The organism is uncultured Alsobacter sp. (genome assembly GCF_945952055.1).
In the GTDB taxonomy this organism is placed as follows: Bacteria; Pseudomonadota; Alphaproteobacteria; order Rhizobiales; family Beijerinckiaceae; genus Alsobacter.
In genome coordinates this window covers 31606-51303 of record NZ_CAMFHB010000007.1, presented here as the reverse complement: position 1 = coordinate 51303, position 19698 = coordinate 31606, and the positions used below count along the sequence as shown (strand labels likewise).

The window sequence follows — 19698 nt, the reverse complement described above, 5'->3', positions numbered from 1 at the left end:
AGCGAGAAAGCGGTGCGCAGGGCCGATCCCGCGTCGTTTCACGGTTGTCGCTTCGGCGGAAGCGGCGCTAGGTGAAGGTGAGGCCTTGGGTCGATTCGTCCCGTCTCTGCGAAGCCGTGGAATTTGACAAGGGATATTTTGGAGGACAGGAGCAGCTTGAACTTGGGCAACCGGCTCCAGGTCACGGCCATTGGCGGCGTCGTCGTCACGGTGTCGGTCGGCATCGGACTGATGCTGTGGGCCTGGTTTGGCCTGAACTGGCCCTTCGCCTTGCTGGCCGGGGTGGCGAGCCTGGGCGTACAGCTGCCCCTCGTCGCCGCTTCGATGCGCCGCCTGAAGCCCGGCCGGGTTCGCTTGCCCTCCGCCTCGGCCGCCCTGGCTCCCTCCACGCACGCCGGACCGTCGTTTCATGCCGCCCCGCCGTTTCATGCCGGCGCGGCGGATCCGGCCTTGGCGTCCCGGCTCGAAGCGGTCGAGGCCGGGCTGCGCACGTTGGCCCAGCGCATCTGGCAGATCGACCAGCGGATCACGGAACTCGACCGGCAGGCCCTGGAACGGACCCGCGACACCGTCGCCGCCGTGGCGAGCGAGCTCGACATGGTCGGCTCCGTCGTGCGCGATCTCGCCGAGGCTGTCGCCCTGCACGAGGCCGAACTGTTCGCCGGGCCCTCCCAGCCTTCACTCCCCCATGCGCCGAAGCCCCTGCAGGCGACGCGCGACGAACCGTTGGACAGCCGGGCTCCCGCCGTCGAGCCGCCCGTGGACCGCCCGGTCCCGACCACCCCGCAGGCCGCGCGGGGGCCGGTCGCCGAGCCTGCCGCTGCGCAGCGCCCGGCGCCCGCGCCGACGCCCGTGCCGACTCCGGCGCCCCTTGCCGCGCCCGTCCAGCCGCCGCCTGCGCCCCAGCCGCCGCCTGTGCGCGAAGCCAGCAACGTGGCGAAGCGGGCCGTCGTGACGGGCGCCGGGATCGACCTGTTCCTGCAGTCGGTGGTCACGCTGCCCCAGCGCAAGATCCGCCTCTACGAGGCCCTGCCGCGGGTCAAGGAAGTGGAGGGCGGGGCGACCCAGGGCGACGAGCTCGCCGAGATCGCATGGCGGCTCGGGGTCAGCTCCGTCTACGACATCAACGTGCTTCGGCAGGTGGTGAAGGTCATCCGGCATCTGGCCGCCCGGGAGCGGGAGGTCGCGGTGGTCTGTCCCGTCTCGCTCGCGAGCCTGGCGGATCGCGGCTACTTCGAGGTGCTCTCCGACCTGGTGTCGGAAGGCCAGTCGGTCGGCACCAGGCTGGTGCTGCGCATCGCGCACGATCCCTTCCTGATGGCGTCGCCCGGCCAGATCGAGGCCATGGACGCGGTGCGGGCGCTGGGCGTGAAGCTTCTGGTCGACGGCGTCGAGGACCTGCGGATCGATCCGCACGGGCTGGCGCGGCGGGGCATCCGTTTCGTCAAGGTCCCGGCTGCGCTCCTCCTCGCCGCGGCGGAGGGAACGGTTCCCGCGGAGATCCATCCGGCGGACCTGGCGGGCTTCCTGACGCGGCAGGGGATCGCCATGATCGTCTGCGAGGTCGAGAACGAGGAGATGGCCCTCGAGCTCATGGACTACGGCGCCACGCTGGGCCAGGGCGACGTCTTCGCCGGCCCGCGCCCCGTGCGCAAGGACGTCATCACCCAGGATCCGCCGCCGCTGCCCGAGGCGCAGGCCGCCCAGGAGGCTGCCGCGGCAAGCGCGCAGCAGGCCGCGCCGCCGCCCGAAGCGCCGCCGAAGCGCGCGTCCCTGCGCTCCTTCCTGCGGCGCACCACCGCTTGACACTCGGCCGCCCGGCCGGTAGGCGCGCCTCCTGATGGAGCGGCCGAGGGTCGCCCCGCACAGGGAAGAGCGCATGTCCGTTTCCTCAGGGTTTCCTCCCGTGCTGCACGGCGTGTCGTCCTTTCTCGACGCCTACGACCTCATCCTGTGCGACATCTGGGGCGTGCTGCACGACGGCGTCCAGGCGCACCCCGGCGCCGGCGAGGCGCTGAAGCGCTTTCGCGCGCGGGGCGGTACGGTCGTTCTCGTGTCCAACGCCCCGCGGCCCGCGATCGAGGTGGTTCCCTATCTCGACGGGCTGAAGGTCATCCGCGAGTCCTGGGACGGGATCGTCACGTCGGGCGACGTCACGCGCAGCATGATCGAGGAGGCGGACCGGCCCTATTGCTGGCTCGGGCCCGACCGGGACTGGCCGCTGTTCGAGGGGCTCGCCACGGGACCGGTGCCCTTCGAGGAAGCCGGCACGATCGTGTGCACCGGCCTGCTCGACGACACCGTCGAGACGCCGGACCACTATCGCGACTACCTCGCCGGCGCGCTGGCCCGCAACATGGACTTCCTGTGCGCCAACCCCGACCTCGTGGTGGAGCGGGGCAAGGACATCATCTACTGCGCGGGTGCGCTGGCCGAGGCCTATGCGGCGATCGGCGGCACGGTGCGCTACGCCGGCAAGCCCTTCCGGCCCGTGTACGACGCGGCGCTCAACGTCGGGGCCTCGATCCGCAAGCAGGAGACGCCGCTGCCGCGCGTGCTGGCCATCGGCGACGCACTGCGCACCGATGTCACCGGCGCCGTGGGCCTGGGGATCGACAGCCTGTTCGTCGCGCGCGGCATACACGTGCACGAGCTCGGCCTCGCCGATGCCCGGCTCGACGACGCGCGGTTGTCCCGCTTCCTGGCGCAGGCGTCGGTCCGGCCGACCGCGGCCATTGACAAGCTTGTGTGGTAAAGCGCGCGACGGGCGGGCGTGATCGCATTGGTCGGCGACGGGGCGCGTGCTAGGGCTTGATTCGGCCCCGACCGGGGTTCCCTCGAGAGACGACCCATGACCTCATCGCGACTGGCCCTCCTCGCACTCGCCGTCCTCGCCTTCGCCGCCATCGCTGGCGGCTTCGGCACAGCCTGGGGCGACCGCTCCCTCCAGGGGTTGGGCGTGGTGGGGCTCCTGCTCGCCGCGGCGGTGTTTCGATCGGGACCCATCTCGTCGTTCCTCAAGGTCTTCCTGACCATCTTCTCGATCGAGTACATCGGCTTCGGGGCGATCAGCCTGCTGACCAAGGCCGGCATCTGGCCCGAGGCGCTGGCCGGCTTCGTCCCGCCCTCCAGCCTGCCGGTCACCGTCGGCATCTTCGGCATCATCGTCTTCGCGATCTCCCACATCCCGGTGATCCGCACGATCATGCGCATCGCCGACCTGTATTTCGACACCCGCGAAGTGGGCGTGGCGACGTTCTGGCCCGTCGGGACGATCCGGATGAAAGAGGCGACGCTGGCCCGCATCGCCATCGTGACGCTGGTGCTCATCAACCAGGCCCAGGTCGCCATCAACGTCAGGCTGTCCTTCTTCAACCGCGACTGGTTCAACGCCATCCAGGAGAAGAACCAGGAGCTGTTCTGGTCGCTGCTCTACACGGTCTTCCTGTTCTGGGCCGCCATCTACATCGTCAGCGCCATCGTCGAATACGTGCTGCAGTCGGGCCTGACGATCCGCTGGCGCCAATGGCTGACGGACCGGTTCGTCGGCGAATGGCTGGGCGAGGGCACCCACTACCGCATGGCCCTGGCGGGCAACGCCGCCGACAACCCGGACCAGCGCATCGCCGTCGACATCGACCGCTTCATCGACAGCACCTACGGCTTCTCGATCCAGCTGCTGGCGACGGTGTCGTCGCTGGTGTCGTTCTCGATCATCCTGTGGACGATCTCATCGAGCTTCACCATCCCCGGCACGGAGATCGTCATCCCCGGCCTGCTGTTCTGGGTGGCGCTCGTCTATGCCGGCATCGGCACCCTCATCACGCACCTGATCGGGCGGTCCCTCGTGGGCCTGAACTTCCGGCAGCAGCGCTACGAGGCCGACTTCCGCTTCTCGCTGGCGCGCCTGCGCGAATACAGCGAGCAGGTTGCGCTGCTGGACGGCGAACGCGCCGAGCGTCAGATCGTCATGAACCGCTTCGGGTCGGTGATCGGGAACTTCTGGCAGATCGTGAACCTGCGCAAGCGGCTGATGGCCTTCACCGCCGGCTACGGCCAGATCAGCCCGATCATCCCCTATGTGATCGCCGCCCCGTTCTACTTCCTCGGCAAGGTGCAGCTCGGCACGCTGACCCAGACGGCCGGTGCCTTCGGGCGGGTCGAGGGCGCGCTCACCTTCTTCCTGAACTATTACGTCACCCTGGCGGACTACAAGGCGGTGATCGATCGTCTCACGACGTTCCACGGTTCGATCGAGGCCGCCCGGCAACTCGGCCGCACGCCGCCCCGCATCGCCATCGAACAGGGCAGCGCCGCCGATCTCACCGTCCGCGACCTCGCCCTCAGGCTTCCCGATGGCCGGCAGATCGTGTCCGCCGGTGCGCTCGACCTGCACCGCGGCGAGGCCACGCTGATCACCGGGCCCTCCGGCTCCGGCAAGTCCACGCTGTTGCGCGCCATTTCCGGGATCTGGCCGTATGGCCAGGGCAACATCGCCGTGCCCCAGGGATCGAGCATGATGCTCCTGCCCCAGCGGCCCTACCTGCCGCTGGGCACGCTGCGCGGCGCGGTCACCTATCCGTCCGTGTCGGGCACCTATACCGACGCGGCGATCAAGGAGGCGCTCGCCGCGGCGCGGCTGCCGGACCTGGTGAACCGCCTGGACGACGAGGAGGCCTGGGGCCAGCGCCTGTCCGGCGGCGAGCAGCAGCGTCTCGCCATGGCCCGGGCGCTGCTGGCCAAGCCCGACTGGCTCTTCCTCGACGAGGCGACCTCGGCGCTCGACGAGACCACCGAGGCCGCGCTCTACCGCATGCTGCCCGAGGCGCTGCCCTCCACGACCATCGTGTCCATCGGCCACCGGTCGACGCTCCAGGCCCTGCATCGGCGCCACGTGGAGATGAAGCCGCAGGGCGACGGGACCTTCGCGCCCGGCGACGCGGAACAACGCGCCAGCGCCTGACGGCCGGTTTCGCACCGGCCGGGCGTCGGAGGGGACCGCCTGATGGACGACAAGCCGCACAACGCCATGCTGCCGGACGACACGCCCGCGCTCGCCCAGCTCTACGCCGACTTCAAGGCGAACCACCTCAATCCGCTCTGGACGCAGACCGGGGACCTCATGCCCCGGCATCCGCGCCCGAAGGCGGTGCCGCATGTCTGGCGCTGGTCCGATCTCTATCCATTGGCCCAGCGGTCCGGCGACCTCGTGCCGGTCGGCCGGGGCGGCGAGCGGCGCGCGATCGGGCTGGCCAATCCGGGCCTGGGCGGTGTCGCCTACGTGTCGCCGACGCTGTGGTGCGCCATCCAGTATCTCGGCCCGCGCGAGACGGCGCCCGAGCACCGGCACTCCCAGAACGCCTTCCGCTTCGTGGTCGAGGGGGAGGGCGTCTGGACGGTCGTCAACGGCGATCCCGTCCGGATGAGCCGGGGTGACCTGCTGCTCACGCCCGGATGGTGCTTCCACGGCCATCACAATGACCGCGACGCGCCGATGGCGTGGATCGACGGCCTCGACATCCCCTTCACCTACGCCAACGACGTCGGCTTCTTCGAGTTCGGCGCCGAGCGGGTGACCGACTACGCCACGCCGATGGTCTCGCGCAGCGAGCGCCTGTGGTGCCATCCCGGGCTGCGGCCGTTGTCGGCGCTCCAGAACACCGTCGCCTCGCCCATCGGGGCCTACCGGTGGGAGCATACCGACCGCGCCCTGACCGAGCAGCTGCTCCTGGAGGACGAGGGGCATCCGGCCACCGTCGAGCAGGGCCATGCCGCCATCCGCTACGTGAACCCGACGACGGGTGGCGACGTGATGCCGACGATCCGTACCCAGTTCCATCGCCTGCGGCCGGGCGTGCAGACCCCGGCGCGCCAGGAGGTCGGCTCCTCGGTCTTCCAGGTCTTCGAGGGGCATGGGGCCGTGGTGCTGGGCGGCGAGACGCACCGGCTGGAGAAGGGCGACATCTTCGTCGTGCCGAGCTGGGTGTCGTGGTCGCTGCAGTCCGAGACGACGTTCGACCTGTTCCACTTCTCCGACGCGCCCATCGTGGAGCGCCTGCATTTCGACCGCGTGCGGGTCGAAGGCCAGCCTGCGTGACCGATCGCCGGGACCCGCTCGAGGACGCGCGGGCGGCCTTGCGCGCCCGCCAGGGCCCCGGCGCCCGCTACGACGCGGCCGCCGCGCCGGCGGTCCCCCTGCAGTGGGCCCGGCTGGGCCGGGCCTATTTCTCGCGCAAGCTCAACGAACTGGCCGATGCCGACCTCGACGCGCCTTCGGCCAGGCCCGGGTGGTCGCGTCGGCGCCTGGTCGCCGCTTCGGCGCTGCAGGCCCGGGCCTTCGCCCAGGCCATCACGCTGGCCGCGGGCAAGGTCCCGGACGAGATCGCCGACACCGACGAGGCGGCGCTCGATCTCGCCGAGACGCTTCCGGTCCGGGCGCTGCGACACCTCGCGAGCCACGCGGACGTGCATCTGGACGTTGTCTGGCGCGACCTCACGGACGGCCAGTGGGACCTCGCCGTGGCCGGACTGCCGGGCGCCGGCCTCGTGCGTGACACGGCCGTGCTCAGAGCCCAGGCCTTGTGGACCGGCGCCGTCGATCTCGCCAATGGCGGCAGGCTGCGCGATGCGCCGGCCGCCCTCAGGGATTCACTGGCGCACGGGGGCGAGGGCGCGCGGGTCCGCCTCAGTCCTTGACCACCAGGATGTGCAGGCTGCGCGGGCCATGGGCGCCCAGCAGCATGGTCTGTTCGATGTCGGCGGAGCGGGACGGGCCGGTGATCCAGTTGAGCGTGCGCGGCATCGTGCCCTTGCCGTAGCGCTCGCGGATACGGTCCCAGACGCTCTCGTAGTCCCCGGCGATCTCGCTCTCCCTGAGCACCGCGATCGCGTAGTCGGGCAGGAAGTTCAGCGTGGTGGGACTGTCGGGACCCGAGACGAGCGCGATGCTGCCGGTCTCCGCGGCGCCCGCGAAGGCGCGGTTGACGGCGATCAGGTCGCGTCCGTCGCTGGGGCCGGTGCCGACCTCCAGGGTAGTCTCGCCCCAGGGCAGTCCGGCCAGGGCCTCGCCCACGCGGGCCCGCGCGGGCAGGTTGCCGCGACGCAGGTATTCGGCGACGGCGGCCGGCACCTTGTCGAGGCTCTCGACCTCCTCGACGGTGGCGAGAGCGGCTTCGGCCATGGTGCGGAACAGGGCGGCCCGCGCCTGCGGATCGAGCTGGCCACGCTGCGGGATCACGCCGCGCGGCGCCTGGGCCAGCCGGTTCTCCACGATGGAGCGGCGGGGCGCTTCCTGCCCGGTGACGCCCAGCGAGCGGCGGATGGTGCCGAGGATGTCGTCGCGGGCGCTCATCGCCGGGCTCCCTGCTTGCGTGTGTCACGGTAGCGCTGTTGGAACGTCCCGCCCTGCGGCGCGGGGAAGTCGCGGTATTTGGTCCAGCCCGATGCGAAGGGCAGGGACGCGAACTTGCCCTTGTCGCGGCCGAACCAGGCCAGGGCGCCCATGCCCAGCCGGGTCGCCAGCCGGTAGAGGCCCGGCCTGCGCGCGAAGAACGACCAGAAGGCGAGCCCGCCGCGCACGGTCGCCGGTGACAGGTGCCGCTCGAACTCGCGTTCGCGCCAGCTCCGCATCATCTTCGGCAGGGGGATGCGCACCGGGCACACGCTCTCGCAGCGCCCGCAGAAGGTGGAGGCGTTGGGCAGGTGACCGGCCTTGTCCACCCCGATCAGGGACGGCGACAGCACCGCGCCCATCGGGCCCGGATAGACCCAGCCATAGGCGTGGCCGCCGACCGCATGGTAGACCGGGCAGTGGTTCATGCAGGCGCCGCAGCGGATGCAGCGCAGCATGTCCTGGAAGGCGGTCCCCAGCATGGAGGACCGGCCGTTGTCGAGCACCACCACATGGTACTCTTCCGGGCCGTCCGGGTCGCCGGGCCGCCGCGGACCCGTCGACAGCGTCGTGTAGACGCTCATCTCCTGGCCGGTCGCCGAACGCGCCAGCACGCGCAGGATCTGCGAGGCGTCCTCCAGCGTCGGCACGATCTTCTCGATCGAGGCGATGACCACGTGGATCTTGGGGAGGATCTGGGTGAGGTCGCCGTTGCCCTCGTTGGTGACGATGACCGAGGTGCCGGTCTCGGCGATGAGGAAGTTCGCGCCGGTGATCCCCACGTCGGCGGCCAGGAACCGGTCGCGCAGGACGCCGCGCGCCTCGGTGAGCAGCTGCACGGGTTGCGACAGGTCGCGCTTGGGATCGAGGTGGGTGTGCACCCGCCGGAAATCGCTTTCCACCTGGGTGGCGTTCAGGTGCACGGCCGGCGCGATGATGTGGGACGGCAGTTCGCCGCGCAGCTGGATGATGTACTCGCCGAGGTCGGTCTCGACCGGCTTGATCCCCGCGGCCTCCAGCGCCGTGTTGAGCGAGATCTCCTCGGAGATCATCGACTTGCCCTTGGTGACGGTCTTCGCCCCCACCCGTCGGCAGATGGCGAGCACCGCCTCGCGGGCTTCCTCCGCGGTGCGGGCCCAGTGCACGTGGCCGCCCGCCTTCGTGACGTTCTGCTCCCACGTCTCGAGATAGAGGTCGAGATGCTCGAGAGCGTGGTTCTTGATGTCGCGGGCGCTGTCGCGCAGGCCCTCGAACTCGGGCAGCTTCTCGGCCGCGGCGCGCCGGCGCTCGATGAAGTTGACGCGGACGTTGCCCATCGCCTGCTGCAGCGGCGCGTCGACGAGCGCGCGGCTGGCGTTCTCCTTGAACTGCGGCGAGGTGATGTGAGAGGTCATGGATCGACTTCCGGGATCGCGGGACGCAGCGAGGGTGTCAGCGGGCGACGTTAGCGGGCGCCTTGGGGCGGGACGCCGATCGGCGGCTCGTCGGTCATGCCGGCGAGCACTTCGGCGACGTGGCGGACTTCGACCGCCTTGCCTTCGCGCGACAGCTTGCCGGCGATGTTCATGAGGCAGCCGAGATCGCCGGCGAGCAGCATGGCCGCCCCGCTCTGCGTCACGTTGCCGGCCTTCTTGCCGACGATGGAGTCCGAGATCTCGCCGTACTTCACCGCGAAGGTGCCGCCGAAGCCGCAGCAGACCTCGTTCTCGTTCATCTCCGTGAGCGTCAGTCCCTCGACGCTGGCCAGCAGCTTGCGCGGCTGCGCCTTCACGCCGAGCTCGCGCAGGCCCGAGCAGCTGTCGTGGTAGGTGGCCGTGCCGGCCACGGAGGCGGAGACGGCCTCCACCTTCATCACGTCGACGAGGAAGCTCGTGAGCTCCCACGTCTTGGCGGCGACCGCCTCGGCGCGGCGGATCAGGTTGGGGTCGCCCTCGAAGAGCTCGGGGTAGTGGCGGCGGATCTGGCCGGCACAGGAGCCGGAGGGCGCCACGACGTAGTCGAAGCCCTCGAACGCCGTGATCATCTGCAGCGCGAGGGCCTGGGCCGAGGCGCGGTCGCCGGAATTGAAGGCCGGCTGGCCGCAGCAGGTCTGGTTCGGCACGTCGACGATGCAGCCGGCATCCTCCAGGAGCTTCAGCGCCGCGAACCCCACGCTGGGCCGCATGAGATCGACCAGGCAGGTCGCGAACAGGGCGACGCGCGGCCTGGACGGCGGGGAGGAGGCAGAATGTGGCGCCATGAACGGGCGTCTCCGGGTGTCTTCTTGTCGGCGGCGGACCTTAACGGTGTGCATGGAAGGCCGCAATCGCAGAGCCGTCGCAGGCCGACCCTGCCCAAGCTCTGGCGGTGCCCTATATTCGCGGAACGTAACCGGCGCAGCCTCGGCGCCGGCCAGGACCGATGCGGCGCCGCCCATGACCGATGATGCTCCCGATTCCTTCTCGCTCGTCAGTCATCCGTCGCGCGACAGCGTGCTGGGCGAGGTGCACGCCCGGCCGTTTCACCCCATCTCGACGCCGCGCCGGTTCCTGCATTTCGCCTTCATGACGGGCGGCACCCAGCCGGGCGCCGATCGCGCGGCGCTGGCCGCCTTCTGCACGGCGCGGGGCCTGCCGGTGCCCAGCGACTCGGCCCGCCACCATTACCTGGTGATGCCGCAGGGCGCGCTGCGCTGGGAACTCCACGCCGAGTTCACGACCTACACCTGGGAGCTCGACGGCGCCGCCGACCTGCCGTTTTCCCCGGCCTCGGGCGTGCTCGCCTACGTGATGAAGGCCCTGCCGCAGCCGGGGCCGCTGCTGGCGGCCATCGACCTGCATCTCATGAAGCGGTCACCCGGCCTGCCGGACATGGCCTCGCTGTTCGACAGCGCCAGCCTCGCCGTGTCGCGCGTCGACAACGAGGGGGCGGTCATCGCGTCGGACTTCCGGGCCGACCCGGCGGGGTTCGTCCGCATCCTGATGATCGACGACGGGCTCACGCCGGCCCGCGCCGGTGCCCTGTCCCAGCGGCTCCTCGAGATCGAGACCTACCGCACGCTGGCCCTTCTCGGCCTGCCGGAGGCGCAGGCGCTGGCGCCGCGGGTCAAGGCCGTCGAGGACCAGTTGACCCGCATCGCCAACGAGATGGCCGCCGGCGGCGGGCTCGACGCCGATCATCGCCTCCTGGACGAGCTCACCGGGCTCGCCGCGACGGTGGAGGCCGACTCCGCGGCCTCGGGCTACCGGTTCGCGGCAAGCCGGGCCTATGACGAGATCGTGCGGCAACGCCTGCAGGTGATCCGCGAGCGGAGCGTGGAGGGGTGGACGACCTTCGCGGACTTCCTGTCCCGGCGCATGAGCCCGGCCATGCGAACCTGCGCGGTTCTGGAAAAGCGGCAGGCCCAGCTCGCCGAGAAGCTCAGCCGGTCCGCCAACCTGCTGCGCACGCGCGTCGACGTGGAGATCGAGAGGCAGAATCGCGACCTGCTCAGCGCCATGAACGACCGCACGCGCCTGCAGCTCAGGCTGCAGCAGACGGTCGAGGGGCTCTCGGTCGCGGCGATCAGCTACTACGTGATCGGCCTGCTGTCCTACGTGTTCAAGGGCGCCAAGGACGTGGGCTGGCTTCCCCTGGACCCGGGAACGGCGACGGCCGCCGCCGTTCCCCTGGTGATCCTCGTCGTCGCGCTGATCGTCCGGCGCATCCGACAGGGCAATGACGGCGATTAGAGCTTCTTGCCGTCCGGCCCGAACTGCTTGAGATAGGCGATGAGGTTGTCGATCTCGGCGTCCTGCTGGATGCCGGCGAAGATCATCTTCGTGCCCGGGATCTTGGCCTTCGGGTTCTTGATGTATTCGCGGAAGGTGGCCTCGTCCCAGGTGATGCCCGAGTTCTTGTTCGCCTCAGAGTAGCTGTAGCCTTCGACCGAGCCGGACTTGCGGCCGATCAGGCCGTTGAGCACGGGGCCCACGGCGTTCTTGGCGGTTTCGCCGATCTGATGGCAGGCCCGGCACTTGAGGAAGGACTTCTCGCCCGCGGCGACATCCTGGGCCGAGGCGGCGGTGGCAGTGAGCAACAGAGCAGCGATGCTTGTGGCGATTGTCTTCATTGTCGTTTCCTGACCTTGGGTGTGCGGAAGGCGGATTCGCGAGGCTTCTCTAGCACGGCTGAGCCCGAGCGTAAGTTGGTACCAAGTCGCACGCGCGCCGATGTCGCGTGCGGCCCTTTGCATGTCACGCCGTGCGTCCGGCCGCCTCCCCGGTAAGCCAGCCCAGGCCTTCGTCCCAGGCCGGCGTGGGACCATATAGGGCCGCGAGGTGATCGATGAAGACCCTCACCTTCTGCGCCAGGTGGCGACGGGAGGGATAGACCGCGTAGATGGCGACGCGGCGCGAGCCTCCCCATCCCGGCAGGACCTGCACGAGCTGGCCGCTGCGCAGTTCGGGGCCCACGTCCCAGGTGGAGCGCAGCGCGATCCCGGCTCCGGCGAGGACCGCTTCGCGGACCACCTCGCTCGAATTGGTCCGCAGGGGACTGGCCACGCGCACCGCGGCGGGGCCGTCCGGACCCTCCAGGCGCCACTGGTCGGCATTGTGCGTCAGCAGGCGATGGCGCTGCAGGTCGGCGATCGAGGCGGGCGCCCCGCGGGCGGCGAGATAGGCGGGGGTGGCCACGAGAAGCCGATGATTGGAGGCGAGCCGACGCGCCACGAGGCTGGAGTCCTGGAGGTCCGCGATGCGGATGGCGAGGTCGAAGCCTTCCCCCACGATGTCGACGAAGGCGTCCGACAGCGCCAGTTCGACGGTCAGTTCGGGATGATCGTCCAGGAACGGCGCCAGGTGCGGGGCGACGTGCAGCCGGCCGAAGGATGTCGGCGCCGATACCCGCAGCACCCCCCGAACGGCCGAGGACGAGCGGGAGACCCAGGCCTCGGCTTCCTCCGCGCTGGCCAGGATGGCGACGACGCGTTCGTAGAAGCCCTGGCCGGCCTCGGTCATGGCGATCTGCCGGGTGGTGCGCTGCAGGAGCCGGATCCCCAGCCGCTCCTCCAGCTTGCGGATCCTCTTGGAGATCACCGCGGGCGAGTAGCCGAGTTCGCGGCCCGCCGCGGACATCGATCCCGCGGTGACCACCCGCGCGAAAATGTCGAGGTCTGCGAGGGTGTTCATGCCGCCGGCACTCCACGGCCCGGCCAAGGCGGGGCTCGATTTTATCCGTGGGGGAAATAATCTTCGCTCGCGTGCCGCACTGCAAGGGTGCGGGGCGTTCAGGTATTGTGTTCGCCAGCGGGGCGTCCGAGGTGCCGCGCGAGAGGTCGATAGAGGAGACGCCATGGCCGGCATCGCTTTTCCCGCACCGGATGCGGGCATCATTGCCCGGCGGGCCGCCATCCTGGCGGATCTGGGACGGCTCGTTCCGGCCGAATCGCTGGTGACCACCGAGGACGAGTGCCGCGCCTTCGAGACGGATGCCCTCACGGCCTATCGCCGGATGCCGCTCGGCGTCGTCCTGCCCACGACCACGGAAGAGGTGGCGGCCGTCCTGGCCTATTGCCACCGAGAGGGCGTGAAGGTCGTGCCCCGCGGGGCCGGCACGTCGCTGTGCGGGGGAGCCATTCCCCAGGAGGACGCCGTCGTCCTCGGCCTCGCCAAGATGAACCGCGTGCTGGACGTGAATTTCGGCGATCGCACCATCCGCGTGCAGGCCGGCATCACCAATCTCGCCGTCAGCGCGGCCGTCTCGGCGGAAGGCTTCTTCTATGCGCCCGATCCGTCGTCGCAGCTGGCCTGCACCATCGGCGGCAACATCGGCATGAACTCCGGCGGGGCCCATTGCCTCAAATACGGCGTCACGACCAACAACGTGCTGGGCGTGCGCATGGTGCTGATGGACGGCACCATCGTGGAGATCGGGGGCGATGCCCTCGACTCCCCGGGCTACGACCTCCTGGCGCTGGTGGTGGGCTCCGAGGGCCAGCTCGGCGTCGTCACCGAGGCGACGCTGCGCATCCTGCGGGCGGCGGAAGGGGCGAGGCCGGTTCTGTTCGGCTTTCCGTCGAGCGAGCAGGCCGGTTCGGCCGTGGCGGCGATCATCGGGTCCGGCATCGTGCCCGTCGCCATGGAGTTCATGGACAAGCCCGCGATCGAGATCTGCGAGGCCTTCGCCAAGGCGGGCTACCCGCTGGACGTCGAAGCCCTGCTGATCATCGAGGTCGAGGGATCGGACGCGGAGATGGACGCGACGCTCGCCCGCATCGTCGCCATTGCGCGGGAGCACGGCGTCCAGACCGTCCGGGAATCGAAGTCCGCCATGGAGACGGCCGCCATCTGGAAGGGCCGAAAGTCGGCCTTCGGCGCGACGGGGCGCATCGCCGACTACATCTGCATGGACGGCACCATCCCGACCGGCCAGTTGCCCTTCGTGCTGCGCCGGATGGCCGAGATCGTCAGCAGCTACAACCTGCGCGTGGCGAACGTCTTCCATGCCGGCGACGGCAACCTGCATCCGCTCATCCTCTACAACGTCAACGACCCCGAGGAGGCGCGCAAGGCGGAGGAGGCGGGCAACGACATCCTGCGCCTGTGCGTCGAGGTGGGCGGCTGCCTGACGGGCGAGCACGGCGTCGGAATCGAGAAGCGGGACCTGATGCGCTTTCAGTTCACCGAGACGGACCTCGCGCAGCAGATGCGGGTGAGGGCGGTCTTCGACCGTGGATGGCTGTTGAACCCCGCCAAGGTCTTCCCGCTCGACGGGCGTATCGCCGCCTGATCCACCGACGGCCCTCCTGCCCGGATTGTCCATGACCGATGTCCTGACTCCCGCCGACGCCCCGGAAACGGCCGCCATCATGCGTGCCGCCGCCGAGGCGCGCACGCCGCTCGCCGTCGAGGGCGGCGGGACCAAAGCCGCCATGGGCCGTCCGGCCCAGGCGGCGAGCACCCTGTCGACGCGACGCATGGCGGGGATCACCCTCTACGAACCCGCCGAGCTCGTCATCGCCGCCCGGTCGGGAACACCGCTGGCGGAGATCGAGCGGACGCTCGCCGAGCGCGGCCAGATGCTGCCGTTCGAGCCGCTCGACTACCGCGCGCTCCTGGGCTCGGTTGGCGAGCCGACCGTGGGCGGGCTCGTCGGGGCAAACCTCTCCGGCCCGCGCCGCATCGCGGCGGGTGCGTGCCGCGACTCCCTGATCGGCGTGAAGATGGTCAACGGGCGCGGCGAGGAGGTGGTGTCGGGCGGGCGCGTCATGAAGAACGTGACGGGCCTCGATCTCGCGCGTCTCCTCGCGGGGTCCTGGGGCACCCTCGCCGTCTTCACGGAGATCACCTTCAAGGTGTCGCCGGCTCCCGCGCACACCGCGACCCTGGTGCTGCACGGGCTCGACGACCGTCGGGCCATCGACGCCCTGTCGCAGGGCCTCGGCTCCCCGTTCGAGGTCTCCGGCGCGGCCCATCTTCCCGGCGTCATCGAGCGCGTTCCCAAGACGCTGCTCCGCCTCGAGGGCTTTCCCGCATCCGTGGCCTACAGGATGGGTGAGCTGCGGCGGCTCCTGTCGGGCTTCGGCCGGGCGGACGTGCTCGAGGGCGACGTGGTCGCGGCCTTGTGGCGGGGCATCAGGGACGCGACCTTTCTGGCGGAGCCGCGCGACGCCGCGGTCTGGCGCGTCTCGATCGCACCGTCGAAGGCCGCGGCTTTCGTTGCCGGCCTTTCGGAGATGCTGCCCTTCCGTCATGTCTACGACTGGGGCGGCGGACTCGTCTGGGTGGGGACGTCCGCGTCCGATGCCGGCGTCGCGGCCGTTCGTGCCGCGCTCGTGGGATCGGGCGGCCATGCCACCCTGGTGCGGGCCCCTGCGGAGGTGCGTGCGAGCGCGCCCGTCTTCGATCCGCCGGCCGCCGGCATCGCGGCGCTGACGGCGGGGGTCAAGGCGAGTTTCGACCCGGCCGGCATTCTGAACCCGGGCCGCATGTACGCCGGCCTCTGACATCCTGATTGACGACGCGGGCGCCGCCTTCGGCGACGAGGACCAGATCATGCAGACCCATTTCACGCCGGACCAGCTCGCCGACCCGGCCATGCGCAGCTCCGAGAAGATCCTGCGGACCTGCGTCCATTGCGGGTTCTGCACGGCGACCTGCCCGACCTACCTCCTCCTCGGCGACGAGCTCGACAGCCCCCGCGGGCGCATCTACCTGATCAAGGACATGCTGGAGAACCAGCGGCCCGCGACGCCCCAGGTGGTGAAGCACATCGACCGGTGCCTGTCCTGCCTGTCCTGCATGACGACCTGTCCGTCCGGCGTCCACTACATGCACCTCGTGGATCATGCCCGCAGCTACATCGAGCAGACCTACGAGCGGCCTCTCGCCGACCGCCTGATCCGGCGCGTGCTGGCCGCGGTGTTGCCGCACCCCATGCGGTTCCGCTTCGCCCTGCTCGGCGCGCTGGTGGGCAAGCCGTTCCGCCCGATCCTGCGGCGGCTTCCGGTCGTCGGCGAGCGCCTGGCGGCGATGCTCGCCCTTGCCCCGCTGCGCCTGCCGGCGCGCTCGACGATGGAGGGGCCGGCGTCCTTCGCGCCGGCGGTGCCGCGCACCGGGCGCGTCGCCATGCTGTCGGGCTGCGCCCAGCCCGTGCTGCAGCCCTCGATCAACGAGGCGGCCATCCGCCTCCTGAACCGCCTCGGCGTGGAGGTCGTCCTGCCGCGCGGGGAAGGGTGCTGCGGTGCGCTCGTCCACCACATGGGCCGCGACCACGACTCCCACGCCGCCGCCCGGCGCAACATCGACGCCTGGACCCACGAGATCGAGACGGCCGGCCTCGACGCCATCGTCATCACGGCGTCGGGCTGCGGCACGACCGTGAAGGACTACGGGTTCATGTTCCGGGACGACCCGGCCTATGCCGAGAAGGCCGCCCGCGTCTCGGCCCTCGCGGTCGACGTCACCGAGTACCTGGACCGCATCGGCCTGCCCGAGCCCTCCCGGCGGACGGGGCAGGTGGTCGCCTATCACTCCGCCTGCTCGATGCAGCACGGCCAGAAGATCACCGACCTGCCGAAGCGCCTGCTCAAGCAGGCCGGCTTCACCGTGCGCGACGTGCCGGAAGGCCACATCTGCTGCGGCTCGGCCGGGGTCTACAACATCCTCCAGCCCGAGATCGCGGGCCGCCTGCGCGAGCGCAAGGTCGCCAACATCGTCCGGACCCGGCCGGAGATCGTGGCCACCGGCAACATCGGGTGCATGACCCAGATCGGGAAGGGGCTGGCCGACGGGGGCAGCGCGGTCAGGGTCGTCCACACGGTCGAACTCATCGACTGGGCGCTCGGCGGTCCCTTGCCGGAGACCCTGCACGAGGCGGGCTTCGCCGAGGGTCCCGCGCTGGCTCCGCCCGTCGCGGCCGAATGACACCGGGGAGTGTTCGCGCGGGCGTTGCAAACACATTATTTACGCCGATGGGTCTAGCGTAAACGGAACTGAACCGTAGCCGCTCGCCCGGGCCCCCATGTATCGCGTCGAATATCACCGGCTGCGCTTTCTCGTCGTCGACGACAACACCTACATGCGCCGCATCGTGAAAACGCTGCTGCATGGGTTCGGCGCGCGCGAGGTCTTCGAGGCGGAAGACGGTGCCGCGGCGCTCGACGCCTTTGCGTCGCATTATCCGGACATCGTCTTCACGGACTGGGAGATGCCGCTCATCAACGGCATCGACATGGCCAAGCTCATGCGCTGCTCGGACAACAGCGTGAACCCCTATGTCCCCATCATCATGGTGACCGTTCACTCCGAGCGTCACCGCGTGATGGAAGCCCGCGACGCGGGCGTGACCGAATTCCTCGTGAAGCCCCTGTCGGCGCAGACCGTGCACCAGCGCGTGCTCAGCGTCATCGCCAACCCGCGGCCGTTCATCAGGACCGCCACCTTCTTCGGTCCCGACCGCCGTCGGACGAAGGCCACCGAATACAATGGTCCGGAGCGTCGCTCGGGCGGTGAGGCCGAACTCATCGCCCCGCGCAAGCTCGCGGCCGGGCTCGTGCAGGAAGGCTGAGCATCGCCATGAACAAGCTGTCGCCCGAGCCGGAGAAGCAGGTCCACAAGGACCATACCGTCATCGTTCCGCCCAACACGTTGCGGGCCAAGGCGCTCGTGCGCGCCAAGAACGGGCAGCAGGACATCGACGAGATGATCAAGCGGGCCGACCGGGCGCTCGAGGCGCTCGCGCCGAGCTTCGCGGAGTGGATGGGCAACGAGATCCACCGCCTGTTCGAGGCCATCTCGACCTTCGAGGCGAGCGACCGCGGACCGGAGGCGGCCAAGTCCTTCTTCATCGTCGTGCACGACGTGCGCGGGCAGGCCCTGCAGTTCGGCTACCCGATCGCGGCCCAGCTGGCCGGCGGCCTGTGCGACCTGCTGGAGCGGCAGGAAGACATCGGCCTGCCGCCGGTGATCATGCGGCGCTACGTCGAGGCGATCGCCTCCATCGTGCGCTCCGGGATCCGCGACGAGGCCAACGCGCTGGCGGTCGAACTGGCCCGTACGCTGGCCAAGGTGGTGGCCGATTATCGCGCCCGCCTGGCCGAGGGAAAGATAGCCCCCGGGCGCGGCTGACGTGGTTTCGCAAATCTGTTGTCAATCGGCTCAAACCGGGCATAAGTTTTCGCATTCCGGCGCACCGGGACAGTTTGCGAAAGAAGAGCACGGACCATTGGCATTCGATCGCACCCGCCCCGTCCTCGTCGTCGATGACAACTTCGCCATCATCCGGATCGTGAAGACGTTGCTGGACAGCCAGGGCGTCAAGGAAGTCGACGGAGCCGGCAGCGGCCCCGAGGCGATCCGGCTCCTGTCCAAGAAACCTTACGGTCTGGTCATCTGCGATTACTTCATGATGCCGATGAACGGCGTCGACCTGAAGGCGGTCATCGACCGCAACGGAACCTGGGCGCAGATCCCCTTCCTGCTGATCACGACGCGGGAAGAGACCTACGACAAGTCCAAGTTCGAGAAGGCGAAGATCAAGAACGTGCTGCTGAAGCCGTTCACGGCGCAGTCGCTGATGGACGAGATCGACCGCGTCGCCGGCTAGATCGGTCGTCTTGCGGTAGAACGGGGTACGATCTCGGCTCCCGATGGTCGGATGCCCGTCGCGAAAGGCCGGATTCGACCCTTTCGCAGCAACCTCCGGGTCGGCTCACTCCAGGATCATGTCGTCGTCGTTGCCGGCCTTGGAGATGATGATCTCTCCCTTGTCGGCCAGGCCCTTGGCGATGGCGATAATGCGCTGCTGTGCCTCGTCCACCTCCTTGAGGCGGATCGGGCCCAGGCCCTGCATTTCGTCCATGAACACCGTCGCGGCGCGCTGGGTCATCTTGGACGTGAAGAACTCGCGGGTGGCCGGCGAGGCCCCCTTCAGCGCCTTGCACAGGTCCGTCTTGTCGATGTTGCGGATCAGCACCTGGGCGGAGTTGGCGTCCAGCTTGGTGATGTCCTCGAACGTGAACATCAGGGCGCGGATCTTCTCGGCCGACTTGAAGGCCACTCCTTCGAGCGCCTCCATGAACTTCGTCTCGTTCTGCCGGTCGAAGGAGTTGAAGATCTCGGCCAGCAGGTCGTGGGCGTCGCGCCGGGAGGTCTGCGAGAGATTGGCGATGAAGTTGGTGCGCAGATTGTCCTCGATCTGGTCGAGGGCCTCCTTCGACACGGTGTCGAGCTGGAGGATGCGCACCATCACGTCGGTCGAGAAATCGTCCGGCAGCAGCGCCAGCACACGGGCGGAATGATCGGCGCGGATGCGCGACAGGATCAGCGCGACGGTCTGCGGGTGCTCCGTCTTCAGGTAGTTGGCCAGCAGGTTGTCCTGCACGTTGGAGAGGCGCTGCCAGATGGTGCGTCCGGCGGGGCCGCGGATCTCCTCCATGATCGGGTCGACGCGCTCGCGCGGGAGCAGCTTCAGCAGCAGCTCGTGCGTGCGGTCGAAATCGCCGACCACCGTCAGCCTGTTGTACTGGCTCGCCAGGTCGCCGAGCACGGTCTCCACGAGCTTGGAGCTGACCGTGCCGAGCGTCGACATGGCCAGCGTGACCTTGCGCAGCTCGTCGTCGTCCAGCGAGGCCCAGATCGGCGCGCCGTACTCATCGCCGAGGACGAGCAGGAGCACGGCGGCCCGCTCGGGGCCGCTGAGCTCGGCAACGCGCCGGTCGTCGATTGCTTCAGCAGCCATAGGGAGTTGGACGGCGCCACAACAGTTAAGGGTTGTGTCCTACAGGAGCGCAGATTCCCTACCGAACCCTTAACGGGGCTTTGGAATCTTAACCATAACCGTTCGGG

General features: G+C 69.6%; 18 protein-coding genes. 12 read left to right on the top strand and 6 right to left on the bottom strand.

Annotation, left to right across the window (positions count from 1 at the left end; genetic code table 11):
* The first annotated feature begins 156 nt into the window (after positions 1-156).
* The 5 genes from Q0Q47_RS07380 (at position 157) to Q0Q47_RS07360 (ending at position 6696) form a co-directional block, all read left to right on the top strand.
* Entirely contained in the window at positions 157-1806 is a 1650-nt protein-coding gene (locus Q0Q47_RS07380) for an EAL domain-containing protein (RefSeq protein WP_293856766.1), read from the top strand.
* Positions 1807-1879: 73 nt separating this feature from the next.
* Positions 1880-2755 (top strand): HAD family hydrolase, encoded by an 876-nt coding sequence (locus Q0Q47_RS07375; RefSeq protein WP_293856763.1) that lies wholly within the window; start codon positions 1880-1882, stop codon positions 2753-2755.
* A 96-nt stretch (positions 2756-2851) separates the two neighbouring features.
* Positions 2852-4963: an ABC transporter ATP-binding protein/permease gene (locus Q0Q47_RS07370; protein ID WP_293856760.1), complete on the top strand. Its 2112-nt coding sequence runs from the start codon at positions 2852-2854 to the stop codon at positions 4961-4963.
* A 42-nt stretch (positions 4964-5005) separates the two neighbouring features.
* Positions 5006-6097 carry a cupin domain-containing protein gene (locus Q0Q47_RS07365; RefSeq protein WP_293856757.1) on the top strand — a complete coding sequence of 364 codons (1092 nt, stop codon included), beginning with the start codon at positions 5006-5008 and terminating at the stop codon, positions 6095-6097.
* Positions 6094-6696, top strand: coding sequence for a maleylpyruvate isomerase N-terminal domain-containing protein (locus Q0Q47_RS07360; RefSeq protein WP_293856754.1), 603 nt, complete (start codon positions 6094-6096; stop codon positions 6694-6696). Before Q0Q47_RS07365 ends, Q0Q47_RS07360 begins: the two co-directional genes overlap by 4 nt.
* Here the strand turns inward: Q0Q47_RS07360 and Q0Q47_RS07355 are convergent.
* The 3 genes from Q0Q47_RS07355 to Q0Q47_RS07345 are packed head-to-tail and all read right to left on the bottom strand — an operon-like array spanning position 6686 to position 9629.
* On the bottom strand, positions 6686-7351 hold the full coding sequence (locus tag Q0Q47_RS07355) for an LUD domain-containing protein (protein WP_293856751.1): 666 nt from the start codon (positions 7349-7351) through the stop codon (positions 6686-6688). The two genes, Q0Q47_RS07360 and Q0Q47_RS07355, sit on opposite strands and share 11 nt — an antisense overlap.
* Complete coding sequence (locus Q0Q47_RS07350; protein WP_293856748.1) at positions 7348-8784, bottom strand: LutB/LldF family L-lactate oxidation iron-sulfur protein; 1437 nt, start codon at positions 8782-8784, stop codon at positions 7348-7350. The genes Q0Q47_RS07355 and Q0Q47_RS07350 overlap by 4 nt, the downstream gene beginning before the upstream one ends.
* A 50-nt stretch (positions 8785-8834) precedes the next feature.
* Positions 8835-9629, bottom strand: coding sequence for a (Fe-S)-binding protein (locus tag Q0Q47_RS07345; RefSeq protein ID WP_293856745.1), 795 nt, complete (start codon positions 9627-9629; stop codon positions 8835-8837).
* A 175-nt stretch (positions 9630-9804) separates the two neighbouring features.
* On the opposite strand from Q0Q47_RS07345, the gene Q0Q47_RS07340 reads away from it, so the two are divergent.
* Complete coding sequence (locus Q0Q47_RS07340; RefSeq protein WP_293856742.1) at positions 9805-11100, top strand: DUF3422 family protein; 1296 nt, start codon at positions 9805-9807, stop codon at positions 11098-11100.
* Here Q0Q47_RS07340 and Q0Q47_RS07335 read toward each other — a convergent pair.
* Positions 11097-11480, bottom strand: coding sequence for a cytochrome c family protein (locus Q0Q47_RS07335; RefSeq protein WP_293856739.1), 384 nt, complete (start codon positions 11478-11480; stop codon positions 11097-11099). The two genes, Q0Q47_RS07340 and Q0Q47_RS07335, sit on opposite strands and share 4 nt — an antisense overlap.
* A gap of 124 nt (positions 11481-11604) precedes the next feature.
* Positions 11605-12540 (bottom strand): LysR family transcriptional regulator, encoded by a 936-nt coding sequence (locus tag Q0Q47_RS07330; RefSeq protein ID WP_293856736.1) that lies wholly within the window; start codon positions 12538-12540, stop codon positions 11605-11607.
* Between the two features lie 163 nt (positions 12541-12703).
* Here Q0Q47_RS07330 and Q0Q47_RS07325 point away from each other — a divergent pair, with 163 nt between their 5' ends.
* The 6 genes from Q0Q47_RS07325 (at position 12704) to Q0Q47_RS07300 (ending at position 18457) form a co-directional block, all read left to right on the top strand.
* Positions 12704-14140, top strand: coding sequence for an FAD-linked oxidase C-terminal domain-containing protein (locus Q0Q47_RS07325; RefSeq protein ID WP_293856733.1), 1437 nt, complete (start codon positions 12704-12706; stop codon positions 14138-14140).
* Positions 14141-14171: 31 nt separating this feature from the next.
* Positions 14172-15356 (top strand): glycolate oxidase subunit GlcE, encoded by a 1185-nt coding sequence (gene glcE, locus Q0Q47_RS07320; protein WP_293856730.1) that lies wholly within the window; start codon positions 14172-14174, stop codon positions 15354-15356.
* Between the two features lie 49 nt (positions 15357-15405).
* Entirely contained in the window at positions 15406-16776 is a 1371-nt protein-coding gene (gene glcF / locus Q0Q47_RS07315; RefSeq protein WP_293856727.1) for a glycolate oxidase subunit GlcF, read from the top strand.
* 97 nt (positions 16777-16873) lie between these two features.
* Entirely contained in the window at positions 16874-17419 is a 546-nt protein-coding gene (locus Q0Q47_RS07310; RefSeq protein ID WP_293856724.1) for a response regulator, read from the top strand.
* A gap of 8 nt (positions 17420-17427) precedes the next feature.
* Positions 17428-17979, top strand: coding sequence for a hypothetical protein (locus Q0Q47_RS07305; RefSeq protein ID WP_293856721.1), 552 nt, complete (start codon positions 17428-17430; stop codon positions 17977-17979).
* Between the two features lie 97 nt (positions 17980-18076).
* A complete protein-coding gene (locus Q0Q47_RS07300; protein ID WP_293856718.1) occupies positions 18077-18457 on the top strand; it encodes a response regulator in 381 nt (126 codons plus the stop codon).
* A 105-nt stretch (positions 18458-18562) separates the two neighbouring features.
* Here the strand turns inward: Q0Q47_RS07300 and fliG are convergent, their stop codons facing one another.
* A complete protein-coding gene (fliG, locus tag Q0Q47_RS07295; RefSeq protein ID WP_293856715.1) occupies positions 18563-19591 on the bottom strand; it encodes a flagellar motor switch protein FliG in 1029 nt (342 codons plus the stop codon).
* Positions 19592-19698 lie beyond the last annotated feature (107 nt).

Excerpts from the sequence above, each read along its gene's own strand:
- Q0Q47_RS07305 (WP_293856721.1), top strand. The coding sequence starts at position 17,428 with ATGAACAAGCTGTCGCCCGAGCCGGAGAAGCAGGTCCACAAGGACCAT.
- glcF (WP_293856727.1), top strand. The coding sequence starts at position 15,406 with ATGCAGACCCATTTCACGCCGGACCAGCTCGCCGACCCGGCCATGCGC.
- Q0Q47_RS07355 (WP_293856751.1), bottom strand. The coding sequence starts at position 7,351 with ATGAGCGCCCGCGACGACATCCTCGGCACCATCCGCCGCTCGCTGGGC.
- Q0Q47_RS07370 (WP_293856760.1), top strand. The coding sequence starts at position 2,852 with ATGACCTCATCGCGACTGGCCCTCCTCGCACTCGCCGTCCTCGCCTTC.
- Q0Q47_RS07350 (WP_293856748.1), bottom strand. The coding sequence starts at position 8,784 with ATGACCTCTCACATCACCTCGCCGCAGTTCAAGGAGAACGCCAGCCGC.
- Q0Q47_RS07340 (WP_293856742.1), top strand. The coding sequence starts at position 9,805 with ATGACCGATGATGCTCCCGATTCCTTCTCGCTCGTCAGTCATCCGTCG.
- Q0Q47_RS07335 (WP_293856739.1), bottom strand. The coding sequence starts at position 11,480 with ATGAAGACAATCGCCACAAGCATCGCTGCTCTGTTGCTCACTGCCACC.
- Q0Q47_RS07375 (WP_293856763.1), top strand. The coding sequence starts at position 1,880 with ATGTCCGTTTCCTCAGGGTTTCCTCCCGTGCTGCACGGCGTGTCGTCC.
- Q0Q47_RS07330 (WP_293856736.1), bottom strand. The coding sequence starts at position 12,540 with ATGAACACCCTCGCAGACCTCGACATTTTCGCGCGGGTGGTCACCGCG.
- Q0Q47_RS07365 (WP_293856757.1), top strand. The coding sequence starts at position 5,006 with ATGGACGACAAGCCGCACAACGCCATGCTGCCGGACGACACGCCCGCG.
- Q0Q47_RS07325 (WP_293856733.1), top strand. The coding sequence starts at position 12,704 with ATGGCCGGCATCGCTTTTCCCGCACCGGATGCGGGCATCATTGCCCGG.
- fliG (WP_293856715.1), bottom strand. The coding sequence starts at position 19,591 with ATGGCTGCTGAAGCAATCGACGACCGGCGCGTTGCCGAGCTCAGCGGC.
- Q0Q47_RS07310 (WP_293856724.1), top strand. The coding sequence starts at position 16,874 with ATGTATCGCGTCGAATATCACCGGCTGCGCTTTCTCGTCGTCGACGAC.
- Q0Q47_RS07345 (WP_293856745.1), bottom strand. The coding sequence starts at position 9,629 with ATGGCGCCACATTCTGCCTCCTCCCCGCCGTCCAGGCCGCGCGTCGCC.
- glcE (WP_293856730.1), top strand. The coding sequence starts at position 14,172 with ATGACCGATGTCCTGACTCCCGCCGACGCCCCGGAAACGGCCGCCATC.